Raw genomic sequence first — 16,847 nt, 5'->3', positions numbered from 1 at the left:
CGGGGAGCGCACGGAGATGATGAATCCCCCTCAAGGCCGGATGAGCCGCGCCTTCACCCGGCTGTTCATGAAGCCGACGCGCATCATGGCGGCCGAGACCCTGGCGGGCGGCATGCGCCTGCTGACGCTGCAAAGCCCGGCGTTCCGCGAGGCGCGTTGGGTGCCGGGGCAGAAGGTGCAGATCGCGATGGGATCGGCCTTCGTCGCCAGGACCTATACGCCGATCGACTGGGACGTGGCGCGGGGGCGCACCCGCATCGTGACGTATTCGCATGGCGGCGGCCCGGGCAGCGCCTGGGCCGAACGCGCCGAGCCGGGAGAGGAATGCGATGTGCTCGGTCCGCGCGCATCGCTCAACCTGGGCCGCATCGAGGGAGGCCGCGTGTTGCTGGGCGACGAGACCTCGGTGGGCGTCGCCTGCGCCCTTGGCCATGGCGCAGGCGATGCCATGCATTGCCTGCTCGAGGTCCACGCGGTGGCTGCCGTCCGCGACGTGCTGGCGCGGCTCGGGCGGGATGACGTCGAGCTGTTCGGCCGCCAGGCCGGCGACGCGCATCTCGACGAGATCGAGCGGCGCCTGCCGGCGCTGGCGGCGGCGGGCGCGACCTTCATCCTGACGGGCCGGGCCTCGACCATCCAGCGCCAGCGGCGGGCATTGAAGGCGCTGGGCGTGGCCTCGGGACGCGTCATGGCCAAGGCCTACTGGGCGCCGGGCAAGACAGGGCTGGACTGACGCGGCGGCGTCACCGGACTTGCCTATACTTTGCTTTTTGGCGGTTCGATATGGCGTTGTTGCGTTTCCTGCTGCTGGCCTTGGCGCTGTCGCTGGCCGCGCCCGCCGCGGCGCTTGCCGGCGCGGCGGACAAGCCCGTGCGCGTCGCCGTGTATCGCGGGCCGGCTTCCTGCGACCACTGCGCGACGGCGGCGCGGCGCGCGATCGAGAAGACCGACGCGCGTTATCAGGTCGACTTCGTCGGCCCCGATGAGCCGATCGACATCTCCGACGCCAGCCTGGCGCGCTACGACGTGTACGTGCAGCCGGGCGGCGGGCAGGACATCCCGGGGGCGCTGGACAGCCTGGGCCAGGCGCGGGTGGACGCGATCCGGCGCTTTGTCGCGCGCGGCGGGCGCTATCTCGGGTTGTGCATGGGCGCCTATCTGGCCGACGCGTCCAACCTGGGCCTGATCGCGCAGGACCTGGATTCGGAAGTCGGACGTCCCGGCTTTCCGGTCAAGACCATCGAGGACGCGGCCGTCGCCGTGCGCTGGGCGGGGGCGCCAGACAGTGTCTTCTTCCAGGATGGCCCCTATCTGCGGCCGCAGCCCGGCGATCCGCGCTTTCACGCCATCGCCAGCTACGAGAACGGCGACCTGGCCGCGGCCCGCTATTCGTTCGAGCGCGGCCTGGTGGTGCTGAGCGGCCCGCATCCCGAAGCCGCGAAATCCTGGTTCGTGGACGCGGGCATCCCGTTGGACGAGATGCCTGAGCGCGACCTGTTCAAGGACCTGCTGGACCAGCTCGACCTGTAAGGCCACTGCGTGTCAGGCGCCGTCATCCGAGCGGCGCAGCACGAAGCCGTCGGGGCGCACCAGCACCGTGCCGGTGTCCGCCAGCCCCGTCAGGCCACGCCAATCGTCATCGACGAACGCGAAGTCGCGGCCTGCGGCCAGCACGCGGGGCGTGGCCGGATCGAGGCTGGCGCCGTTCGAAGCCGCTACCGAGGTCGCTACCGGGGCCGCCACCGGGGCCGCCGGACCCGCCAGCAGGACGAAGCTGTCGCCGAACAGGTCGAGCGTGGAGAGCCGTTCGGCGCCGCGCTGGATCCAGGCGTGCGGGAAACGCGTCCCGGTCTGGGCCCGTAGGGTATCGACAGCGGCCGGCGGTTCCGCATGGGCCGGCGCGCCGGCTTGCGGATAGCGGTGCCGCAGGATCAGGGCGGCCGGGTCGATCAGGTCCGGGAAGAGGTCGCGGTTGCGATCGGTCTGGATGCCGAAGCGGGCGTCGAAATCGGTGCGCAGCAGCGCCTGGCGGCCATTGCGCAACGCCAGCGGACGCCGCTCGGCGTCGTAGCTGTCCAGCAGCGTCGGCGGGGCTTCGCCGCGCGCGACGGCGGCGAGTTTCCAGGCCAGGTTGTGGGCGTCGGCGATGCCGGTGGTGGCGTTGAAGCCGCCCCAGGGCGGCATCAGGTGGGCCGCGTCGCCGCACAGGAAGGCGCGTCCCGAGCGGTAGGCGTTGGCGACGGATACGCCGGTGTTCCAGGCGCCATGCTGCAGGATCCGGACCTCGAGATCGTCCAGCCCGATCGCCGCGCGCACCAATCCCGGCAAGGCGTCGTCGGCGGGTGGGCCCCGGGCCGGATCGTATTCCAGGTGGAACGACCACCTGTCGGTGTTGTTCATCGCCAGGAACAGGCCGCGCACCGTGTCGTTGGCGATTTCGCATTGGCTGAAGGTGCGGCCTTCGACGACGCGGGCCAGGTCGGCCGCGAAGAAGATGTTGACCAGGTGCTGGGGCGCGGGCGTTTCGGTCCGGCCGATGCCCAGTTGCCGGCGGATGGCGCTGCGGCCGCCGTCGGCGCCGATCAGCCAGTCCGCCTCGATCGCCGCTTCATGGCCGTCCGGGCCGCGCACGCGGGCGCCGACGCTGGCGTCAGAGGCGTCGAACGCCACCAGTTCATGGCCAAAGCGCACGTCGGCACCACGCGCTTGCAGGGCCTGGCGCAGCACGGGTTCGATCCAGGTCTGCGGGCAGGCGACGAAGCCGGTGGGCGAGGCGCCGGCAGCGGCCATTTTCGCGCGCATGGCCGGGATGTCGATGATGGCCTGCGCATCCACCAGGGTGGCGCCGCGGCGCGCGCCGCCGAACGCCCCTTGCTTCCAGGCGCCGTCGGCCGCCGCGCGCACGGCGTCCTCCAGGCCGACCTGGCGGAACAGTTCCATGGTGCGGGTGTGGATGCCGCGGGCGCGGGGCAGGGGCGAGACGCCCTGTTGCTTTTCGACGAGGATGAACGGCACGCCCAGCCGTTGCAGGAACAGGCCGGCGCTGAGGCCGACCAGCCCGCCGCCCACGATCAGGACGGCGGTGCGCGAGGGGGAAGCACGCATGGAACACCTTTCTTGGGTAAAATCTATCACTGATAATTTAATCTATCACTGTTAGAGAAATCAACCATGGCGAAAATCCGCAGGGAACAGGTGGTGGAGGTGGCGCTCGATCTGCTGGACGAGGTGGGCCTGGACGGCCTCTCGACCCGGCGACTGGCGCAGCAGCTGGGGGTCGAGTCGGCGACGCTCTACTGGCACTTTCGCGACAAGTCGGTGCTGCTGGGCGAGATGGCATCGGCCGTGCTGGCGCGGCATCACACGCTGGCGGTGCCTGCCGACTCGGTGCAGTGGCCCGCCTGGTTCGCCGACAACATGCGCAGCTTGCGCCGCGCCTTGCTGGCCTATCGGGATGGCGCGCGGCTGCACGCCGGCACGGTGCCGGGGCCGGGCGATCGGGCGGGCATCGAGCGCAAGGTTGCCTACCTGGTCGGCGCCGGCTTCACTCGGGAGCAGGCGGGCATGGCCTTGTTCGCCGCCGGGCAGTACACGCTGGGCTGCGTGCTCGAGGAACAGGCGCGCAGCGTGGTTACGGCCGGCGCCCTGGATGCCGAGGCGGCCTTCGAATTCGGACTCGGCGTGATCGTCGACGGCCTGCGCGGCCGGTTGGGCGCTGCCGGCCAAGGCGCGGCCGGTTAGGACGCTGCAGCCCAAGACGCGGCTAGCGAGGCACGCCCCGCCAGGCGCGGCGGACCCGGTCGCGTTTGTGCGCCCCCCGCCGTCAGTGCTACATTCGCCCCGTCGAAAAAGGCAGGCTTGGTTCGGGTGGGCCCAAGCCCTTCCGCTTGCGGAAGTTCTTATCCTTGCTTCTTTGCAATGAGATACCTCGACGTTCCCGGCGCTTTGGCGTCTCGGGTTCGTCCGAGTGTGTTCGTTGTTCGACGGCTCCGGCGAATCCTGTTCGGAGCCATTCCATGATTCATGATGTGTTGATCGCTGGCGCCGGTCCGGTGGGCCTGTGGCTGGCCTGCGAGCTGCGCCTGGCGGGCGTCGGCGTGCTTGTGCTGGAGCAGGCGCAGGACCCGGATTCGCCGTTGAAGCACGCGCCGTTCGGCCTGCGCGGGCTGTCGGTGCCCACGGTGGAAGCGCTGTACCGGCGTGGCCTGCTGGATGCCGTCGCGCAGGCGGCGGGGCCAGGCCCCGCGCCGGGTCGGCAGGGCGGTCATTTCGCCGGCATCGCCTTCGATCCGGCCGACGTCGATCGCGCGCGCTGGCCCTATCGGCTGGCCAACCCGGCCGATGCCACGCTGCCGGTCACCATGGCCTCGCTGGAAACCGTGTTGGCGGCGCGCGCCCGCACGCTGGGCGCCGGGATCCTGCGCGGCCGGCGGGTCCATGGCCTGCTGCAATCGGACGAGGGCGTCAGCGTGCAGGCGGGCGGCGAGACCTTCCGTGGCCGCTGGCTGGTCGGCTGTGACGGCGGCCGCAGCCAGGTGCGCAAGCTCGCGGGCATGGCGTTCGAGGGCACCGAGCCCGAGTTCACCGGTTATTCGATCCAGGTCGACATCGCCGAGGCGGACGGGCTGGGCCTCGGTCGTCACTACACGCCCGCGGGGATGTATTTCCAATCCCGGCCCGGCACCATCGCGATGGCCTGGTTCGATGGCGGCGCCAGCCATCGGACGCGGCCGCTCACGCTCGAGCATGTGCAGGCGGTGCTGCGCCAGGTCTCCGGCACCGGCGTGACGTTGCGGGCGCTGCATCAGGTCGCGACCTGGACGGATCGCGCGCGCCAGGCGCCGTCCTACCGGCAAGGCCGGGTACTGCTGGCCGGAGACGCCGCGCACGTGCATTCGCCGCTGGGCGGCCAGGGCCTCAATCTGGGCCTGGGCGATGCGATGAACCTGGGCTGGAAACTGGGCGCCACGATTCGCGGCGATGCGCCGCCGGATTTGCTCGACAGCTATACGATCGAACGGCATCCGCCGGGCGCGCAGGTGCTGGCGTGGTCGCGCGCGCAGGTCGCCTTGATGCGGCCGGAGCCAGCGTCGCGCGCGCTCGCGGCGATCATGCGCGACCTGCTCGCCACCCGCGATGGCGCGACCCATTTCGCCGAACGCCTGTGGGGCGTGACGCAACGCTGCGTGCTCGACGGGCATCCGCTGGCCGGCCGCAGCGCGCCGGACTTCTCCTGGCCCGATGGCACGCGGCTCGGCGCGCGCATGCATGACGGCGCGGGATGGCTGCTGGATTTCTCCGCAAGCGCAACGTTGCGGGCGACGGCCGCGCGCTGGCGCGGCCGGATCCGCTATGTGGCGGGCGCACCCACGGAATCGCTGGGCTTGCGCGCGGTGCTGGTGCGACCCGATGGCGTGGTGGCGTGGGCGGCAGAAGATGAGTCCGATTTCGCCGAGCTGGCCGCGTGCGCTGGCCGATGGTTCGGCAGGCCCGACGACGCATCATCGCGCGGTGGCGGCGATACGCAGTGATGCAACGCGGGGCGCGCGGGTCCTGCGCCGCGGCCCGGCTGCCTGGTTGACAACGCCGGGCGAGGCCAGATAATCGAGACCGGTTTTCATTATTCGTTGTAGGTTGTCTTCGCATGCATGCATTCGTGGCCGTGATCGGGCAAGGGTCTTCAATCATCGAGACGCGGTCCGCCGATGCGCCGCGCAAGTCCGGCAAGGCCGCGCGCGCGGGCTGTTTCCCGCGTTTCCTTTTCTGGAGCATGCAATGAAGAAGACCCTATCCCTCGCGATCGCGGCGCTGTCCCTGACCGCCACCGCGCAAGCCCACCAGGTCTGGATCGAGCAGCCGGCTGGCAAGCCTCCCGTCATCCGCTTCGGCGAATTCGCCGAGAACCTGCGCGAGGCGTCGCCGGGCTACCTGGACAGCTTCGGCAAGATGTCGGCGATCTTGATCACCGCCAAGGGCGAGGCGCCTTTGACGGTGACCAAGGCGGCCGATGGTTTCACGCTGTCGGGCAAGGTGGACAAGAAGGACGGCCTGGTGGCCGAAAACCCCATGAGCGCGCTGCGCAAGTTCAAGCAGGGCGGCGGCGAAGCCCTCGAGACCTGGTTCCAGATGAGCGCGCGCTATGTGCCCACCACCGCCGCCGCGGTGGCCCCCAAGCTGGTCATGGATATCGTGCCGACCGGCCAGGCCGGCGAATTCCAGGTGGTGCTCAAGGGCCAGCCGCTGCCCAAGGCCAAGCTGGTCGCGATGGTGGATTCCGGCTGGGAGCAGACCGCCTACACCGATGCGCAGGGCAAGGCCCGCTTCGTCCTGCCCTGGAAAACGCAATACGTGCTGCGCGCCATGCATATCGACCGCACGCCGGGCGAGCGTCCGGCCGCCAATGGCCCCGAGCACTACGACGCCATCGGCTACGTGTCGACCTTGACCTTCGTGAAGCCGGATGGCGTCGCGCCGCTGCCGGCCGCGCCCGTGCGTCCGCCCAACAAGTTGCCTGCCGCCGCAGCGCCCGCTGCTCCCGCCGCCGCCGCGCCGGCCAAGTAAGCCTGCCCGTTCGGCCGCCCGGGGGCGTTGCACGCCGTGGCGGGCGGCCGAACGGAACGGGGGATGTGACAGCCGGCATATCGCCGGTTTTTTGACAGGACAGGAATGAATATCGGGGAATTGGCCAAACGCACCGGACTGACCCCGTCGCGGATCCGCTTCTACGAAAGCGCCGGCCTGCTCAAGGCGGCGGCGCGCCGGCTCGATGGCCATTGCAGGTATGCGCCCGAGGCGCTGCTGGCGGTGGCGCTCATCACCTCGGCGCAGCAGGTCGGCTTCAGCCTTGACGAAATCCGGCCGCTGTTGCCATCGGGGCAGGAGACCTGGGATCACGCCAGGCTGTTGGCGGGGCTGCGGCACAAGGTGGCCGAGATCGAATCGCTGGAGGCGCGGCTGGCCCACAGCAAGGTGCAACTGATGGCGTTGATGCGGGACGTGGGCACGCGTCCCGATGGCACCGGCCGCGAAGTCAGCGCGCAGCGCGTGCTGGCGCGCGTGATGGGCCGACGCGCGTAGCAGTCGCGCGGCGCTCAAGCGTCCGCGGGCCCACCGTCGCGCGGCAATCCCGCGGTGGCCTGGGCGAAGCGCGCCACCAGGAAATCCAGCAGCCGCCGCACCCGCGGCGCCATGTAGCGGGTGCCGTGGAAGACGGCGTGCACGCCTGCCTCGTCCACGCGGTACTCGGGCAGCACGGCAACCAGGCGCCCCGCTTGCAGGTCGTCGATGACATCCCAGATGGTCTTGCGGGCGATGCCGCGACCGGCCAGCGCCCAGCGGCGCGCCAAGGCGCCGTCGTTGGTCTCCCAGGCCTGCTCCAACGGCACCGTGTAGCTTTCCGGATGGCCGTCCCGGGCGAAATGGAAGGTGTTCAACGGGCCGGCCGTGGTGACCAGCACGATGAAGGCGTGCTGTGCCAGATCGGCGGGCGTGCGCGGCACGCCGTGTCGCGCCAGATAGTCGGGCGCGGCGCACAGCACGCGCCAGTTGGGCGCCAGTTGGCGGGCGACGAGCGTGCCGTCCTGCGGGCGGCCAAAGCGGATCGCCAGGTCGATGTCGTCCTGCAGCAGGTTCGACAGCGAGTCCGAGAGCGTCAGCGCGATTTTCAGATCGGGATGCGCGGCGCTGAATTCGTCCAGCCATTGGCTCAGCAGGTTGCGGCCGAAGTCGGCCGAGGCCGATATCCGCAGTTTGCCGCGCACGGCGTTCTGACCGGCCAGCAGGGCAGCCTCGGCATCGTCCACGGCGCGCAGCGCGATCTCGCAATGCGCCAGGTACAGGCGGCCTTCCTCGGTCAGCTGCAGATGGCGGGTGCTGCGATGGAACAGGCGCGTGTGCAACGCGGCCTCCAGCTTGAGCAGCCGCGCGCTGGCGGCGGCTGCCGAGAGGCCCAGCTTGCGGCCGGCCGCGGACAGGCTGCCTAGCGCCGCCGCTTCCGCGAATAAGCGCATGTCGCCCAGTTTGTCGGTTGCCATTTCAAATCCAGATTTGAAAGTAATTCAAATTCGTCGCCAATTATCAAACAAAACCGTAAGACGCACACTGGCGCTTCTTCAATCGGGCTGGGCCCATGCAAGGAGTGCGAAAGATGAGCGGGATTTCCGGGATGGCGGCGGACGGCGGCGGGACGAGCGCAGCGCCGCGCGCGTTGCCAGTGGCCGCGTTGCTGGCGCTGACGATGTGCAGTTTCATCGCCACCGCCAATGAAACCGTGGCCGCCGGCCTGTTGCCGCAGATCGCGCGTGAATTCGGCGTGTCGCAAGGGTGGGCGGGGCAATGGGTGACCGCGTGCGCGTTGGGATCGGGGCTGGCGGCCATGCCCTTGACCATCGCGTTGCGCGGCTGGCGGCGCCGCGCCGCGCTGTTGCTGGCGGTGGCGGGGTTCTGTGGCGGCAACGCGGTCACCGCGCTGTCGCCGTACTTTGGCCTGACGCTGGCGGCGCGGCTGCTGGCGGGCGTCGCCACCGGGCTGGCCTGGAGCCTGCTGGCTGGCTATGCGCGGCGCATGGTGGCGACGACCTCGCAGGGACGCGCGGTGGCCGTGGCGATGATGGGCATTCCGCTGGCGCTGGCGTTCGGCGTGCCATTGGGCGCGTGGCTGGGCGAGCTGGCGGGGTGGCGCGCGGTGTTCGGCGGGCTGTCCGGGTTGAGCCTGGCGCTGGCCGCGTGGGTAGTGCGCCGGGTGCCCGATTATCCGGGCCAGGCCGCCGGCCATCGCGTGCCGTTGCGGCAGGTCTGGGCGACGCCCGGCGTGCGGCCGGTGCTGGGCGTGATCCTGCTGTGGATCCTGGCGCACTACACCTTGTACACCTACATCGCGCCGTTTATGGCCTCGCTGGGACGGGCCGCGCAGGTCGACGCGGCGCTGCTGGTGTTTGGCGTGGCTGCGCTGTGCGGCATCTGGATCACCGGCGCGCTGGTGGATCGCGGCCTGCGGGCCCTGGTGCTGGCCAGCCTGGGCGCGTTTGCGCTGGTGGCGCTGGCATGGGGCTTCGGTGCGGTGCCCGTGGCGGCCATCTACGTTCCCATCGCGGTGTGGGGCCTGAGTTTCGGCGGCGCGCCGACGCTGCTGCAGACGGCGCTGGCCGATGCCGCGGGCGAAGGCGCCGACGTGGCGCAGTCGATGCTGGTGACGGTGTTCAACCTGGCCTTCGCCGCGGGCGGGGCCCTGGGCGGCGTGCTGCTGGAAACGGCGGGCGCGGCGGCGTTGCCGCGCGGCATCCTGGGGCTGTTGTTGCTCGCCATGGGCATCGCCTGGCAGGCCCGCGGCCATGGATTTCGGGCCGGCCGGCGATTGGCGGCGGCATGAGCCAGGCCGCGCGGGGCGACAGCCGCCGGGTCAGTCCGCGGGCGTCAGCGCGGCGAAGGTCTCGCGCACGCAATCGGCCATGCGCCGCGCCAGCGTGTTGACCGGGTAATGCTCGGACGTGACGGCGTAGCTGTGGAACTCCACGTTTTCCGAGAACGGGATTTCGCATAGCTCGGCGATGCCGAGCGCGCGCGGCACCACCGGGTTGACGATGGACACGCCCAGCCCCTTGCCGACCATGCTGCAGATGGTGGTGGCGTAGGGCGTTTCGATCGACAGCACGCGGGTGTCGTCGGGGAAGTGGCGGTCGATGGCGGCGCGGTTGAAGCTGCCGGCCGGCAGCGAGATGAAGTCCTGGTCGCGGAAGTCGGCGGGCGTCAGCGCGGCCTTGGCCGCCAGGGGATGCGCGCGCGGCACGATGCCGACGCCCTGGGCGGTGTTGATGCGTTCGTAGCGCAGCCCCGGCAGGTCGGTGTGCAGCGAGCAGAAGCCGATGTCGCACACGCCCGTGGCCAGCCACTTGGCGACCACGTCGGAGCCGCCCGTGTTGACCACCACCGGGATGTCCGAGTGCTTCTGGCGGAACAGCAGGATCGCGTCCGGCAGGACGCATTGGGTGATCGAGCCGACCGCGCCGACCCGCAGCAGGCCGGTGCCGCGCCGGCGGATCGAGCTGGCGCTGTCGTTGAGCGATTCCAGGCCGATGAAGGCGCGCTCGACGTCGGCGTAGAAGGCCTCGGCCTCGGGGGTGGGAATGATGCGGGTGCCGACGCGCTGGAACAGCACGAATCCCAACGCCTTCTCCAGCAACGCGATCCAGCGGCTGACGTTGGGCTGCGAGGTATGCAGCAGGCCGGCCGCGGTGGTCATGGAGCGCGTCATCATGACGGCGCGGAAGGCCTCGACTTGTTTGAAGTTCATGCGTTGGGACGATCCGGAGACGAGCGGATAAATCATATCATTTTTGTATCAGAAGCCGTAAGAATCTGATTTGACGTATGAGTTGGCCCGGCCGGAGACTACGGTTTTCCTTGTTTCCTTCCGGACCGATATGGAATCCAAAGTCAGTGCCCGTCTCAAGCAACCCCTGGCCAAGGAGGTGCTCGAGCATCTTTTCCTGCCGCGCCTGAACCGCGAGTTCTTCGCCAACTTCGACATGCTCACGCAGATCAACCTGGCGCATCTGCTGATGCTGCGCGAGCGTGGCATCCTCGATCACGACGCCGCGCGGCGGCTGGCGCGGGCGCTGCTGCAAATGCAGGCCGACGGTCCGCACGCGGTGGAACTGGACCCGGCGCGCGAAGAGGCCTACTTCAACTACGAGGCCCACCTGATCAAGGCGGTGGGGCAGGAGCTGGGCGGCCGCCTGCATACCGCCCGCAGCCGCAACGACATCGGCGCGACCATCGACCGCATGCGGGCGCGCGATTTCACGGCGCGCATCGGCAGCGCGCTGATCGGCGTGTCGCGCGCCGCGCTGGCGCAGGCCGAGCGCTATGCCGATTGCGTGATGCCGGGCTACACCCACATGCAGGCGGCGCAGCCGATCACCTACGGCTATTACCTGTCGGCGCTGGTGGATGCGTGGTCGCGCGACATCGGCCGGCTGGCGCACGTGCTGGAGACGGCGGATGCCTCGCCGCTGGGCGCCTGCGCGCTGGCCGGCACCTCGTTCCCGATCGATCGCGACAGCACCAGCGCCATGCTGGGCTTCAGCGGCCCGCTGGCCAATGCGCTGGACAGCGTGGCGTCGCGCGATTTCGCGCTGGAGCTGAGCGCGACGCTGTCGATCATGATGGTCACCTGCAGCCGCATGGTGCAGGATTTCTACATCTGGTCGACGCCGGAGTTCGGCTATCTGTCGTTTCCGGACAGCATCGCCAGCACCTCCAGCATCATGCCGCAGAAGAAGAATCCGGCGGTGCTGGAATACCTGCGCGGCAAGACCGGCCACCTGATCGGCCTGACCAGCGCGGCGCTGTCGACGGTGAAGTCGACCCACTTCACCCACTCGGGCGACAGCAGCCGCGAAAGCACCCGAACCTGCTGGGAAGCCTGCGAGGAAGCGCTGAAGGCGCTGGAGCTGGTGCAACTGCTGGTGGAGCAGGTCGCGCCGAACCGCGAACGCATGGTGGCGCGCGCGGCGGATGATTTCTCGACCGTGACCGACCTGGCGGACCTGCTGGTGCGCAAGGCCGACGCCTCGTTCCGCGACGCGCACCACATCATCGGCGCGGTGGTGCGCCAGGCGCTGGGGCAGGGCCTGCCGGCGCGCGCGATTGCCCCGGCGATGATCGCGACCGCGGCGCAGGAGCAACTGGGCCGGCCGGTGGCGCTGGCGGCCGACGACATCGCCGCCTGCCTCGATCCGGAGCGCAACGTGGCCGCGCGCCTGTCGCTGGGCGGCCCGGCGCCGCAATCGGTGCGGACGCACCTGCGCGAGCAGCACGCCATCCTCGACGCGCGCCAGGCGGCCATCGACGCCGCGCGGCAGCGCGCCGCCGACGCCCGCGAGACGTTGCAGGGACGCGTCAACGCGCTGGTCCATCAGGAAAACGGCATGGCCACCGCCTGAGCGTGCGCCGTATAAATCAAACCAGGCAAGGGGAATTCCATCATGTTCAAAGCACTGCCCAAACTCGCCGTGGCGCTGGCCGCGGCCCTGAGCATCATTCCGGCGGCCCAGGCGGCGTCGGCCTATCCCAACAAGCCGATCACGCTGGTGGTGCCGTTCGCGCCGGGCGGCACCGTCAACCTGATGGGGCGCCTGCTGGCCAACCGCATGTCCGAGGCATTGGGGCAGACGGTGATCGTCGAGAACAAGCCGGGCGGCGGCGGCAGCATCGGCGCCAACTTCGTGGCCAAGGCGGCGCCGGACGGCTACACGCTGCTGCTGGCGACGATGGGGCAGCAGTCGATCCTGCCGCTGATATCGAAAAACCTGCCCTACAACGCCGACAAGGACTTCGCGCCGGTGGCGCTGTTCTCGACGGTGCCGAACGTGCTGGCGGTGTCCAGGGACGCGCCGGCCAAGACGGTGGGCGAGCTGGTGGCGTACGGCAAGGCCAATCCGGGCAAGCTGAACATGGCCTCGGCGGGCATCGGCTCGGTGAACCACCTGACCGGCGAACTGTTCATGTTCCGTTCGGGCGCCCGCTTCGAGCACGTGCCATACCGGGGCGCGGGGCCGGCCACGTCAGACCTGCTGTCGGGCCAGGTGCAGGTGCTGTTCGCCAACCTGCCGAACGTGCTGGCGTACGTCAAATCGGGGCAGGTGCGGGTGCTGGCGGTGGCCAGCGACAAGCGCAGCGAGTCGATCCCCGACATTCCGACGCTGGCCGAGGCCGGCGTCAAGGATGCGGTGGTCGAATCCTGGTACGGCGTGATGGCGCCGAGCGGCACGGACCCGCAGGTCATCCGCAAGCTGCAGGACACGGTGATCGCCATCGCCAACGACAAGGCGCTGGTGGGGCAGCTGGCGGAGCAGGGGGCGGTGCCGTTCCCCGGCGGCAGCGAAGACCTGGCCAAGCTGTCGGCCGAGGAAACGCGGCGCTGGAAGCAGATCATCGATAGCGCCAGGATCCAGCTGGATTGAGGCGGGGCGCCTGGGCGCCGCGTGGCACGGCCGGTTGCGCGCAACCGGCCGTTTTGCTGTCTACAGCGCCATCACCATTTCATGCCAGGCCATGCCGCCATGGTCGGACGGCGACGGCCGCACGTACTGGTAGCCGACCTTGCGGTACAGCGCGACGTGGCGCTCCTTGCACATCAGGTGGATGGTCTGCTTGCCGAGTCCGCGGGCCTGCTCGACGAAGGCATTCATCAGCCGCGTGGAATATCCCTTGCCCTGGTGGGCGGGATCCACCACCACCGACATGATCACCACGTTGGGGGCGTCCGGATCGTGGCCGACCAGTTCCTTGAAGGCCTCGTCGGCCATCACCACCTCGTGGGCGCAGCCGCTGTTGATGAAGCCGACGATGACGCCGTCTTCCTCCAGCAGCAGGAAGCCCCGCGGATACTGGGCGATGCGGGTGGCGATCTTGGCGTGGGTGGCGGCTTCGTCGCCTTCGTAGGCGGTGCTTTCGATCTCGAAGCAGCGGTCGGTGTCGGCGGGGGTGGGGGCGCGGAAAGTCAGGGAAGGCATCGGCGTGGCAGGAAGGCGGACCGCTCGGGATGACGGCAAAGCGGGTATGGTAGCGGCTCTATAAAATGCATGTACTGCATTGTTTTCAATATGGAGTGCATGATATGCATGAAGCGCTGCGCCGCCTCGATATGAATCTGCTGCTGGTGTTCGACGCGCTGGTGCGGCTGGGCAGCGTGGCCGCCGCGGCCGAGGAACTGGCCATGAGCCCTTCGGCCTGTAGCCACGCGCTGACGCGGCTGCGCGGCGCGCTGTCGGATCCGCTGTTCGTGCGCTACGGCAGCGGCATGCAGCCCACGGCGCGCGCCCAGGCCATGGCGCCCGTCATCGGCCAGGCGTTGCAGGCGCTGGGCGGCAGCCTGGAAGGCGCGCGGCCGTTCGCGCCGGGCGACAGCACCCAGGCCTTTGTGTTCGCGGCCACCGACTACACCGCCTACGCGGTGCTGCCGGCGCTGGCGGCGCGGCTGCGGACCCTGGCGCCGCGGTTGCGCGTGCGAGCCGTGTACTCGACCCGCCAGGATTCCTTCGACGACCTCGCCGCCGGACGCGCGCATTTCGCGCTGGGGTTCGACGAGGGGCAGGCGGCGTTGCCGGAGGGCGTGCAGGCGCGCGACGGGTTCACCGATGACTACGTGGTGGTGGCCCGGCGCGATCATCCCGAGATTCGCGGCAGCCTGTCGCTGGCGCAATACCTGGCGGCCAGCCATCTGGCGGTCAAACCCTGGCGCGATGCGCGCGGCGTGATCGACGGCGCGCTGGAACGGCAGGGGCTGCGCCGGCAGGTGACGATGGAACTGCCGAGCCTGCTGGCGGCGCCTTTCATCGTGGCCGGTTCCGACCTGCTGGCGACGTTGCCGCAACGGGTGGCGCGGCGCCTGGGGCCGGCGGCGAACCTGGCGGTCTATCCCGCGCCGTTCGCGGCGCCGGCCTATACGCTGAAGGTGTTGTTCCATGCGCGCCACGCGGGTATTCCCGGGCATGAGTGGATGCTGGAGCAGGTCCTGGCGGCGGCGCGCGAGACGGAGGAATGAAAAAAAGCGCGCATTCCCGGGGAGGGGAATGCGCGAAATTGCTTTGCGGCGCGCGCCGGGAAATCCCGGCGCGACGCCCCGCTGGCTTGCGGTACTTCGGCCCGAGTCCGCGTACGTCTTGCGGAATCTCCTGGCAAGCTTAGATACTGTTAGTCTCGTGGCTATACCGTGCGTCTCAGTTTTTGGCGGGAGACGCCGGATTTACTTTTTGTCATATTCGACATCCAGCCCAAGTCCGCGCCATCCGCGCGGCAACCCGCAAGCATGAACCCGAGTGCTTACCCCGCCGGCCAACCGCCGCCCATGCCACCCGTGATCGCCCGTCATCATTTCGATGTGGCGGCGCAGGCGCCTGAACGCCGCCTGCTGGCCTGGCGCGACCAGGTCGGGCACGTGGTCGACGTGCTGCCCAGCCGCGACGCGCTGCGCCAGCCCTTCAACGCATCCATCGACCGCTACCGCGCCGGCCGGCTGATGTTCACCGATTGCCGTTCCGACGCCATGCAGCTGGAACGCTCGCTGGTGCGTATCTCGCGCGACAGCATCCGCGATTTCGCCCTGCACGTGTTCCTGGAAGGCGGCGTCGACGCCATGACGGTGCGCAATGGCCCGCGGCCCGCCGCCGACGGCGCCGCGGCGCGAGTGGTGGCGGTGGACCTGGGCCAGCCGATGCGCATGCGGCGCCAGGCCTGCCGCATGCTGACGCTGTTCGTGCCGGCGGAACTGGTGCTGGAAATATTCCCGGATCCCCAGGCGATCCACGGCCGCATGCTGCAGGACGCGACGCCGCTGGCGCGGCTGGCGATCCGGCAGGCCGCGGCGCTGGGGCAATCGGTGCGCGGCCTGGACCTGGCGCAGGCCGAGGCCGATATCACCGCCTGCGCGCGCCTGCTGCTGGCCGCCTTTGGCAAGGACGCGCGGCTGTCGGGCAATGCCCGCGCCGCCGGCCGGGCGGCGATGTTCGGGCAGGTGCGGCGCCACATCCAGGCCAATCTGCACCAGGCCGGCCTGACGCCGGACTCGGTGATCCAGGCGTTGCGCCTGCCACGGCCGACGGTGTACCGCTTGTTCCAGCACGAAGGCGGGCTGGGCGCCTACATCCGCCACCTGCGGCTGCGGCTGGCGGCCGAGGAACTGGTGCGCTATCCGCACCTGGGCGTCATGGAAATCGCCTATGGGCTGGGGTTCGGCAGCGCGTCGGACTTCGCCCGCGCGTTCCGCCGCGCCTACGACATGCCGCCGCAGGAATTCCGCGAGCAATCCTGGCGCTGGCCCGAGCGGGTCACGCTGCGGGCCTGACCGGCGGCGCGCGGCCTCACGCCGCGCACACCTGCCGCACGCACTCGCGCAGCCAGCGGTGCCCGGGGTCGGCGTCCATGCGCGGATGCCAGAGCATCGAGACCGTCAGGCCTGGCACCTCCACGGGCAGCGCGAAGCTGTGCATGCCGGCGCGCAGGTTGGTGGTGTGGCGCTCGGGCACGCTGGCGATCAGGTCGGAGGCGCGCGCCAGCGCCAGCGCGTCGGAAAAACCGGCGACGATGACGGTGATCTCGCGCGCCAGGCCGAGCGTGTGCAGCGCGTCGTCGACCGGCCCCTTGTCCAGGCCGCGGCGCGAGACCAGCACATGCTGGCCGGCGGCGTAGCGCGCCGCCGTGACCTTGCCTTTGGCCAGCGGATGGCCGGCCCGCACCACCCCGATGAAGCGATCGCGGAACAGCGCCCGCGTGCGGATCTCGGGGCTGCTGGCGGCGCCGATCACGCCGGTTTCCAGGTCGGCGCTGCCGTCGCGCAGCGGGGTGCTGTCCTTGTCGGGCTTTTGCACGAAGCGCAGCCGCACCCCGGGCGCCTCGCGTTGGGCCAGGGCGATCAGCGCCGGACCGAAATACTCGACGAAGCCGTCGCTGACGCGCAGCGTGAAGCCGCGCGACAGCCGCGAGGGGTCGAGCAGTTCGGCGGGGCGCAGCACGGCTTGCGCCTCCTGCACCAGGCGGCTGACCTGTTCGCGCAGTTCCTGGGCACGCGGCGTCGGCACCAGGCCGCGGCCGGCCCGCACCAGCAGCGGATCGCCGGTGGTTTCGCGCAGCCGCGCCAGCGCCCGGCTCATCGCCGAGGGGCTCAGGTGCAGGCGGCGGGCGGCGCGCGCGACGTTGCCTTCGGTCAGCAGGACGTCGAGCGTGAGCAGCAGGTTGAGGTCGGGGCGGGACATGGCGCGACGGTATCACGGCGCCGTCGTCATGTGGCGTCAAACGCATGAATAAAGTGCAAATGCTGCGTCTTCCGCCATGAGCCTGGCGGTCCTACG

16 protein-coding genes are annotated in these 16,847 nt (G+C 70.0%); 11 read left to right on the top strand and 5 right to left on the bottom strand.

The annotated features are described in order from the left end of the window. Window positions 1–16: 16 nt before the first annotated feature. Both AC1HFW_RS11015 and AC1HFW_RS11010 read left to right on the top strand, forming a co-directional pair. Entirely contained in the window at window positions 17–733 is a 717-nt protein-coding gene (locus AC1HFW_RS11015; protein WP_479283246.1) for a siderophore-interacting protein, read from the top strand. A 50-nt stretch (window positions 734–783) separates the two neighbouring features. Continuing rightward, complete coding sequence (locus tag AC1HFW_RS11010) at window positions 784–1,530, top strand: BPL-N domain-containing protein (protein ID WP_479283244.1); 747 nt, start codon at window positions 784–786, stop codon at window positions 1,528–1,530. A 12-nt stretch (window positions 1,531–1,542) separates the two neighbouring features. On the opposite strand, the gene AC1HFW_RS11005 is transcribed toward AC1HFW_RS11010, so the two are convergent. Continuing rightward, window positions 1,543–3,105 (bottom strand): FAD-dependent monooxygenase, encoded by a 1,563-nt coding sequence (locus AC1HFW_RS11005; protein ID WP_479283242.1) that lies wholly within the window; start codon window positions 3,103–3,105, stop codon window positions 1,543–1,545. A gap of 66 nt (window positions 3,106–3,171) precedes the next feature. On the opposite strand from AC1HFW_RS11005, the gene AC1HFW_RS11000 reads away from it, so the two are divergent. The 4 genes from AC1HFW_RS11000 to AC1HFW_RS10985 all read left to right on the top strand — a co-directional run bounded on the left by AC1HFW_RS11000 (window position 3,172) and on the right by AC1HFW_RS10985 (window position 7,077). Continuing rightward, complete coding sequence (locus tag AC1HFW_RS11000; protein ID WP_479283240.1) at window positions 3,172–3,741, top strand: TetR/AcrR family transcriptional regulator C-terminal domain-containing protein; 570 nt, start codon at window positions 3,172–3,174, stop codon at window positions 3,739–3,741. A gap of 275 nt (window positions 3,742–4,016) precedes the next feature. Continuing rightward, window positions 4,017–5,531 carry an FAD-dependent monooxygenase gene (locus AC1HFW_RS10995; protein ID WP_479283238.1) on the top strand — a complete coding sequence of 505 codons (1,515 nt, stop codon included), beginning with the start codon at window positions 4,017–4,019 and terminating at the stop codon, window positions 5,529–5,531. Window positions 5,532–5,775: 244 nt separating this feature from the next. Beyond that, entirely contained in the window at window positions 5,776–6,561 is a 786-nt protein-coding gene (locus tag AC1HFW_RS10990) for a cobalt ABC transporter substrate-binding protein (protein WP_479283237.1), read from the top strand. 105 nt (window positions 6,562–6,666) lie between these two features. Next, the gene (locus AC1HFW_RS10985) at window positions 6,667–7,077 is read left to right on the top strand and encodes a MerR family transcriptional regulator (protein ID WP_061070914.1); all 411 of its coding nucleotides are present in this window, start codon (window positions 6,667–6,669) and stop codon (window positions 7,075–7,077) included. Between the two features lie 14 nt (window positions 7,078–7,091). Here AC1HFW_RS10985 and AC1HFW_RS10980 read toward each other — a convergent pair whose 3' ends face one another. Continuing rightward, window positions 7,092–8,033 carry a LysR family transcriptional regulator gene (locus AC1HFW_RS10980; protein ID WP_479283234.1) on the bottom strand — a complete coding sequence of 314 codons (942 nt, stop codon included), beginning with the start codon at window positions 8,031–8,033 and terminating at the stop codon, window positions 7,092–7,094. 113 nt (window positions 8,034–8,146) lie between these two features. Here AC1HFW_RS10980 and AC1HFW_RS10975 point away from each other — a divergent pair, with 113 nt between their 5' ends. Beyond that, entirely contained in the window at window positions 8,147–9,367 is a 1,221-nt protein-coding gene (locus AC1HFW_RS10975) for an MFS transporter (protein ID WP_035360480.1), read from the top strand. 30 nt (window positions 9,368–9,397) lie between these two features. Here the strand turns inward: AC1HFW_RS10975 and AC1HFW_RS10970 are convergent, their stop codons facing one another. After that, window positions 9,398–10,288: a LysR substrate-binding domain-containing protein gene (locus tag AC1HFW_RS10970; protein WP_006395528.1), complete on the bottom strand. Its 891-nt coding sequence runs from the start codon at window positions 10,286–10,288 to the stop codon at window positions 9,398–9,400. Between the two features lie 130 nt (window positions 10,289–10,418). Between AC1HFW_RS10970 and argH the strand changes: the two genes are divergently transcribed. Both argH and AC1HFW_RS10960 read left to right on the top strand, forming a co-directional pair. Continuing rightward, the gene (gene argH, locus AC1HFW_RS10965; RefSeq protein ID WP_479283231.1) at window positions 10,419–11,942 is read left to right on the top strand and encodes an argininosuccinate lyase; all 1,524 of its coding nucleotides are present in this window, start codon (window positions 10,419–10,421) and stop codon (window positions 11,940–11,942) included. 42 nt (window positions 11,943–11,984) lie between these two features. Continuing rightward, window positions 11,985–12,962, top strand: coding sequence for a Bug family tripartite tricarboxylate transporter substrate binding protein (locus AC1HFW_RS10960; protein WP_241067937.1), 978 nt, complete (start codon window positions 11,985–11,987; stop codon window positions 12,960–12,962). Window positions 12,963–13,022: 60 nt separating this feature from the next. Here the strand turns inward: AC1HFW_RS10960 and AC1HFW_RS10955 are convergent, their stop codons facing one another. Then, entirely contained in the window at window positions 13,023–13,514 is a 492-nt protein-coding gene (locus tag AC1HFW_RS10955; protein WP_479283228.1) for a GNAT family N-acetyltransferase, read from the bottom strand. Between the two features lie 104 nt (window positions 13,515–13,618). Here AC1HFW_RS10955 and AC1HFW_RS10950 point away from each other — a divergent pair, with 104 nt between their 5' ends. Beyond that, on the top strand, window positions 13,619–14,545 hold the full coding sequence (locus AC1HFW_RS10950) for a LysR family transcriptional regulator (protein ID WP_479283227.1): 927 nt from the start codon (window positions 13,619–13,621) through the stop codon (window positions 14,543–14,545). Window positions 14,546–14,809: 264 nt separating this feature from the next. After that, the gene (locus AC1HFW_RS10945) at window positions 14,810–15,844 is read left to right on the top strand and encodes a helix-turn-helix domain-containing protein (RefSeq protein WP_479283225.1); all 1,035 of its coding nucleotides are present in this window, start codon (window positions 14,810–14,812) and stop codon (window positions 15,842–15,844) included. Between the two features lie 16 nt (window positions 15,845–15,860). Here the strand turns inward: AC1HFW_RS10945 and AC1HFW_RS10940 are convergent, their stop codons facing one another. Beyond that, window positions 15,861–16,751: a LysR family transcriptional regulator gene (locus tag AC1HFW_RS10940; protein ID WP_006395522.1), complete on the bottom strand. Its 891-nt coding sequence runs from the start codon at window positions 16,749–16,751 to the stop codon at window positions 15,861–15,863. Between the last annotated feature and the right edge of the window lie 96 nt (window positions 16,752–16,847).

The organism is Achromobacter sp. ISS7, assembly GCF_056523125.1.
The sequence above is the reverse complement of the archived record's forward strand: the minus strand, read 5'-3'. Positions and strand labels throughout refer to the sequence as shown.

Excerpts from the sequence above, each read along its gene's own strand:
- AC1HFW_RS10985 (WP_061070914.1), top strand. The coding sequence starts at position 6,667 with ATGAATATCGGGGAATTGGCCAAACGCACCGGACTGACCCCGTCGCGG.
- argH (WP_479283231.1), top strand. The coding sequence starts at position 10,419 with ATGGAATCCAAAGTCAGTGCCCGTCTCAAGCAACCCCTGGCCAAGGAG.
- AC1HFW_RS10975 (WP_035360480.1), top strand. The coding sequence starts at position 8,147 with ATGAGCGGGATTTCCGGGATGGCGGCGGACGGCGGCGGGACGAGCGCA.
- AC1HFW_RS10990 (WP_479283237.1), top strand. The coding sequence starts at position 5,776 with ATGAAGAAGACCCTATCCCTCGCGATCGCGGCGCTGTCCCTGACCGCC.
- AC1HFW_RS10940 (WP_006395522.1), bottom strand. The coding sequence starts at position 16,751 with ATGTCCCGCCCCGACCTCAACCTGCTGCTCACGCTCGACGTCCTGCTG.
- AC1HFW_RS10950 (WP_479283227.1), top strand. The coding sequence starts at position 13,619 with ATGCATGAAGCGCTGCGCCGCCTCGATATGAATCTGCTGCTGGTGTTC.
- AC1HFW_RS10970 (WP_006395528.1), bottom strand. The coding sequence starts at position 10,288 with ATGAACTTCAAACAAGTCGAGGCCTTCCGCGCCGTCATGATGACGCGC.
- AC1HFW_RS10955 (WP_479283228.1), bottom strand. The coding sequence starts at position 13,514 with ATGCCTTCCCTGACTTTCCGCGCCCCCACCCCCGCCGACACCGACCGC.
- AC1HFW_RS10980 (WP_479283234.1), bottom strand. The coding sequence starts at position 8,033 with ATGGCAACCGACAAACTGGGCGACATGCGCTTATTCGCGGAAGCGGCG.
- AC1HFW_RS10960 (WP_241067937.1), top strand. The coding sequence starts at position 11,985 with ATGTTCAAAGCACTGCCCAAACTCGCCGTGGCGCTGGCCGCGGCCCTG.
- AC1HFW_RS11010 (WP_479283244.1), top strand. The coding sequence starts at position 784 with ATGGCGTTGTTGCGTTTCCTGCTGCTGGCCTTGGCGCTGTCGCTGGCC.
- AC1HFW_RS10945 (WP_479283225.1), top strand. The coding sequence starts at position 14,810 with ATGAACCCGAGTGCTTACCCCGCCGGCCAACCGCCGCCCATGCCACCC.
- AC1HFW_RS11005 (WP_479283242.1), bottom strand. The coding sequence starts at position 3,105 with ATGCGTGCTTCCCCCTCGCGCACCGCCGTCCTGATCGTGGGCGGCGGG.
- AC1HFW_RS11000 (WP_479283240.1), top strand. The coding sequence starts at position 3,172 with ATGGCGAAAATCCGCAGGGAACAGGTGGTGGAGGTGGCGCTCGATCTG.
- AC1HFW_RS11015 (WP_479283246.1), top strand. The coding sequence starts at position 17 with ATGATGAATCCCCCTCAAGGCCGGATGAGCCGCGCCTTCACCCGGCTG.
- AC1HFW_RS10995 (WP_479283238.1), top strand. The coding sequence starts at position 4,017 with ATGATTCATGATGTGTTGATCGCTGGCGCCGGTCCGGTGGGCCTGTGG.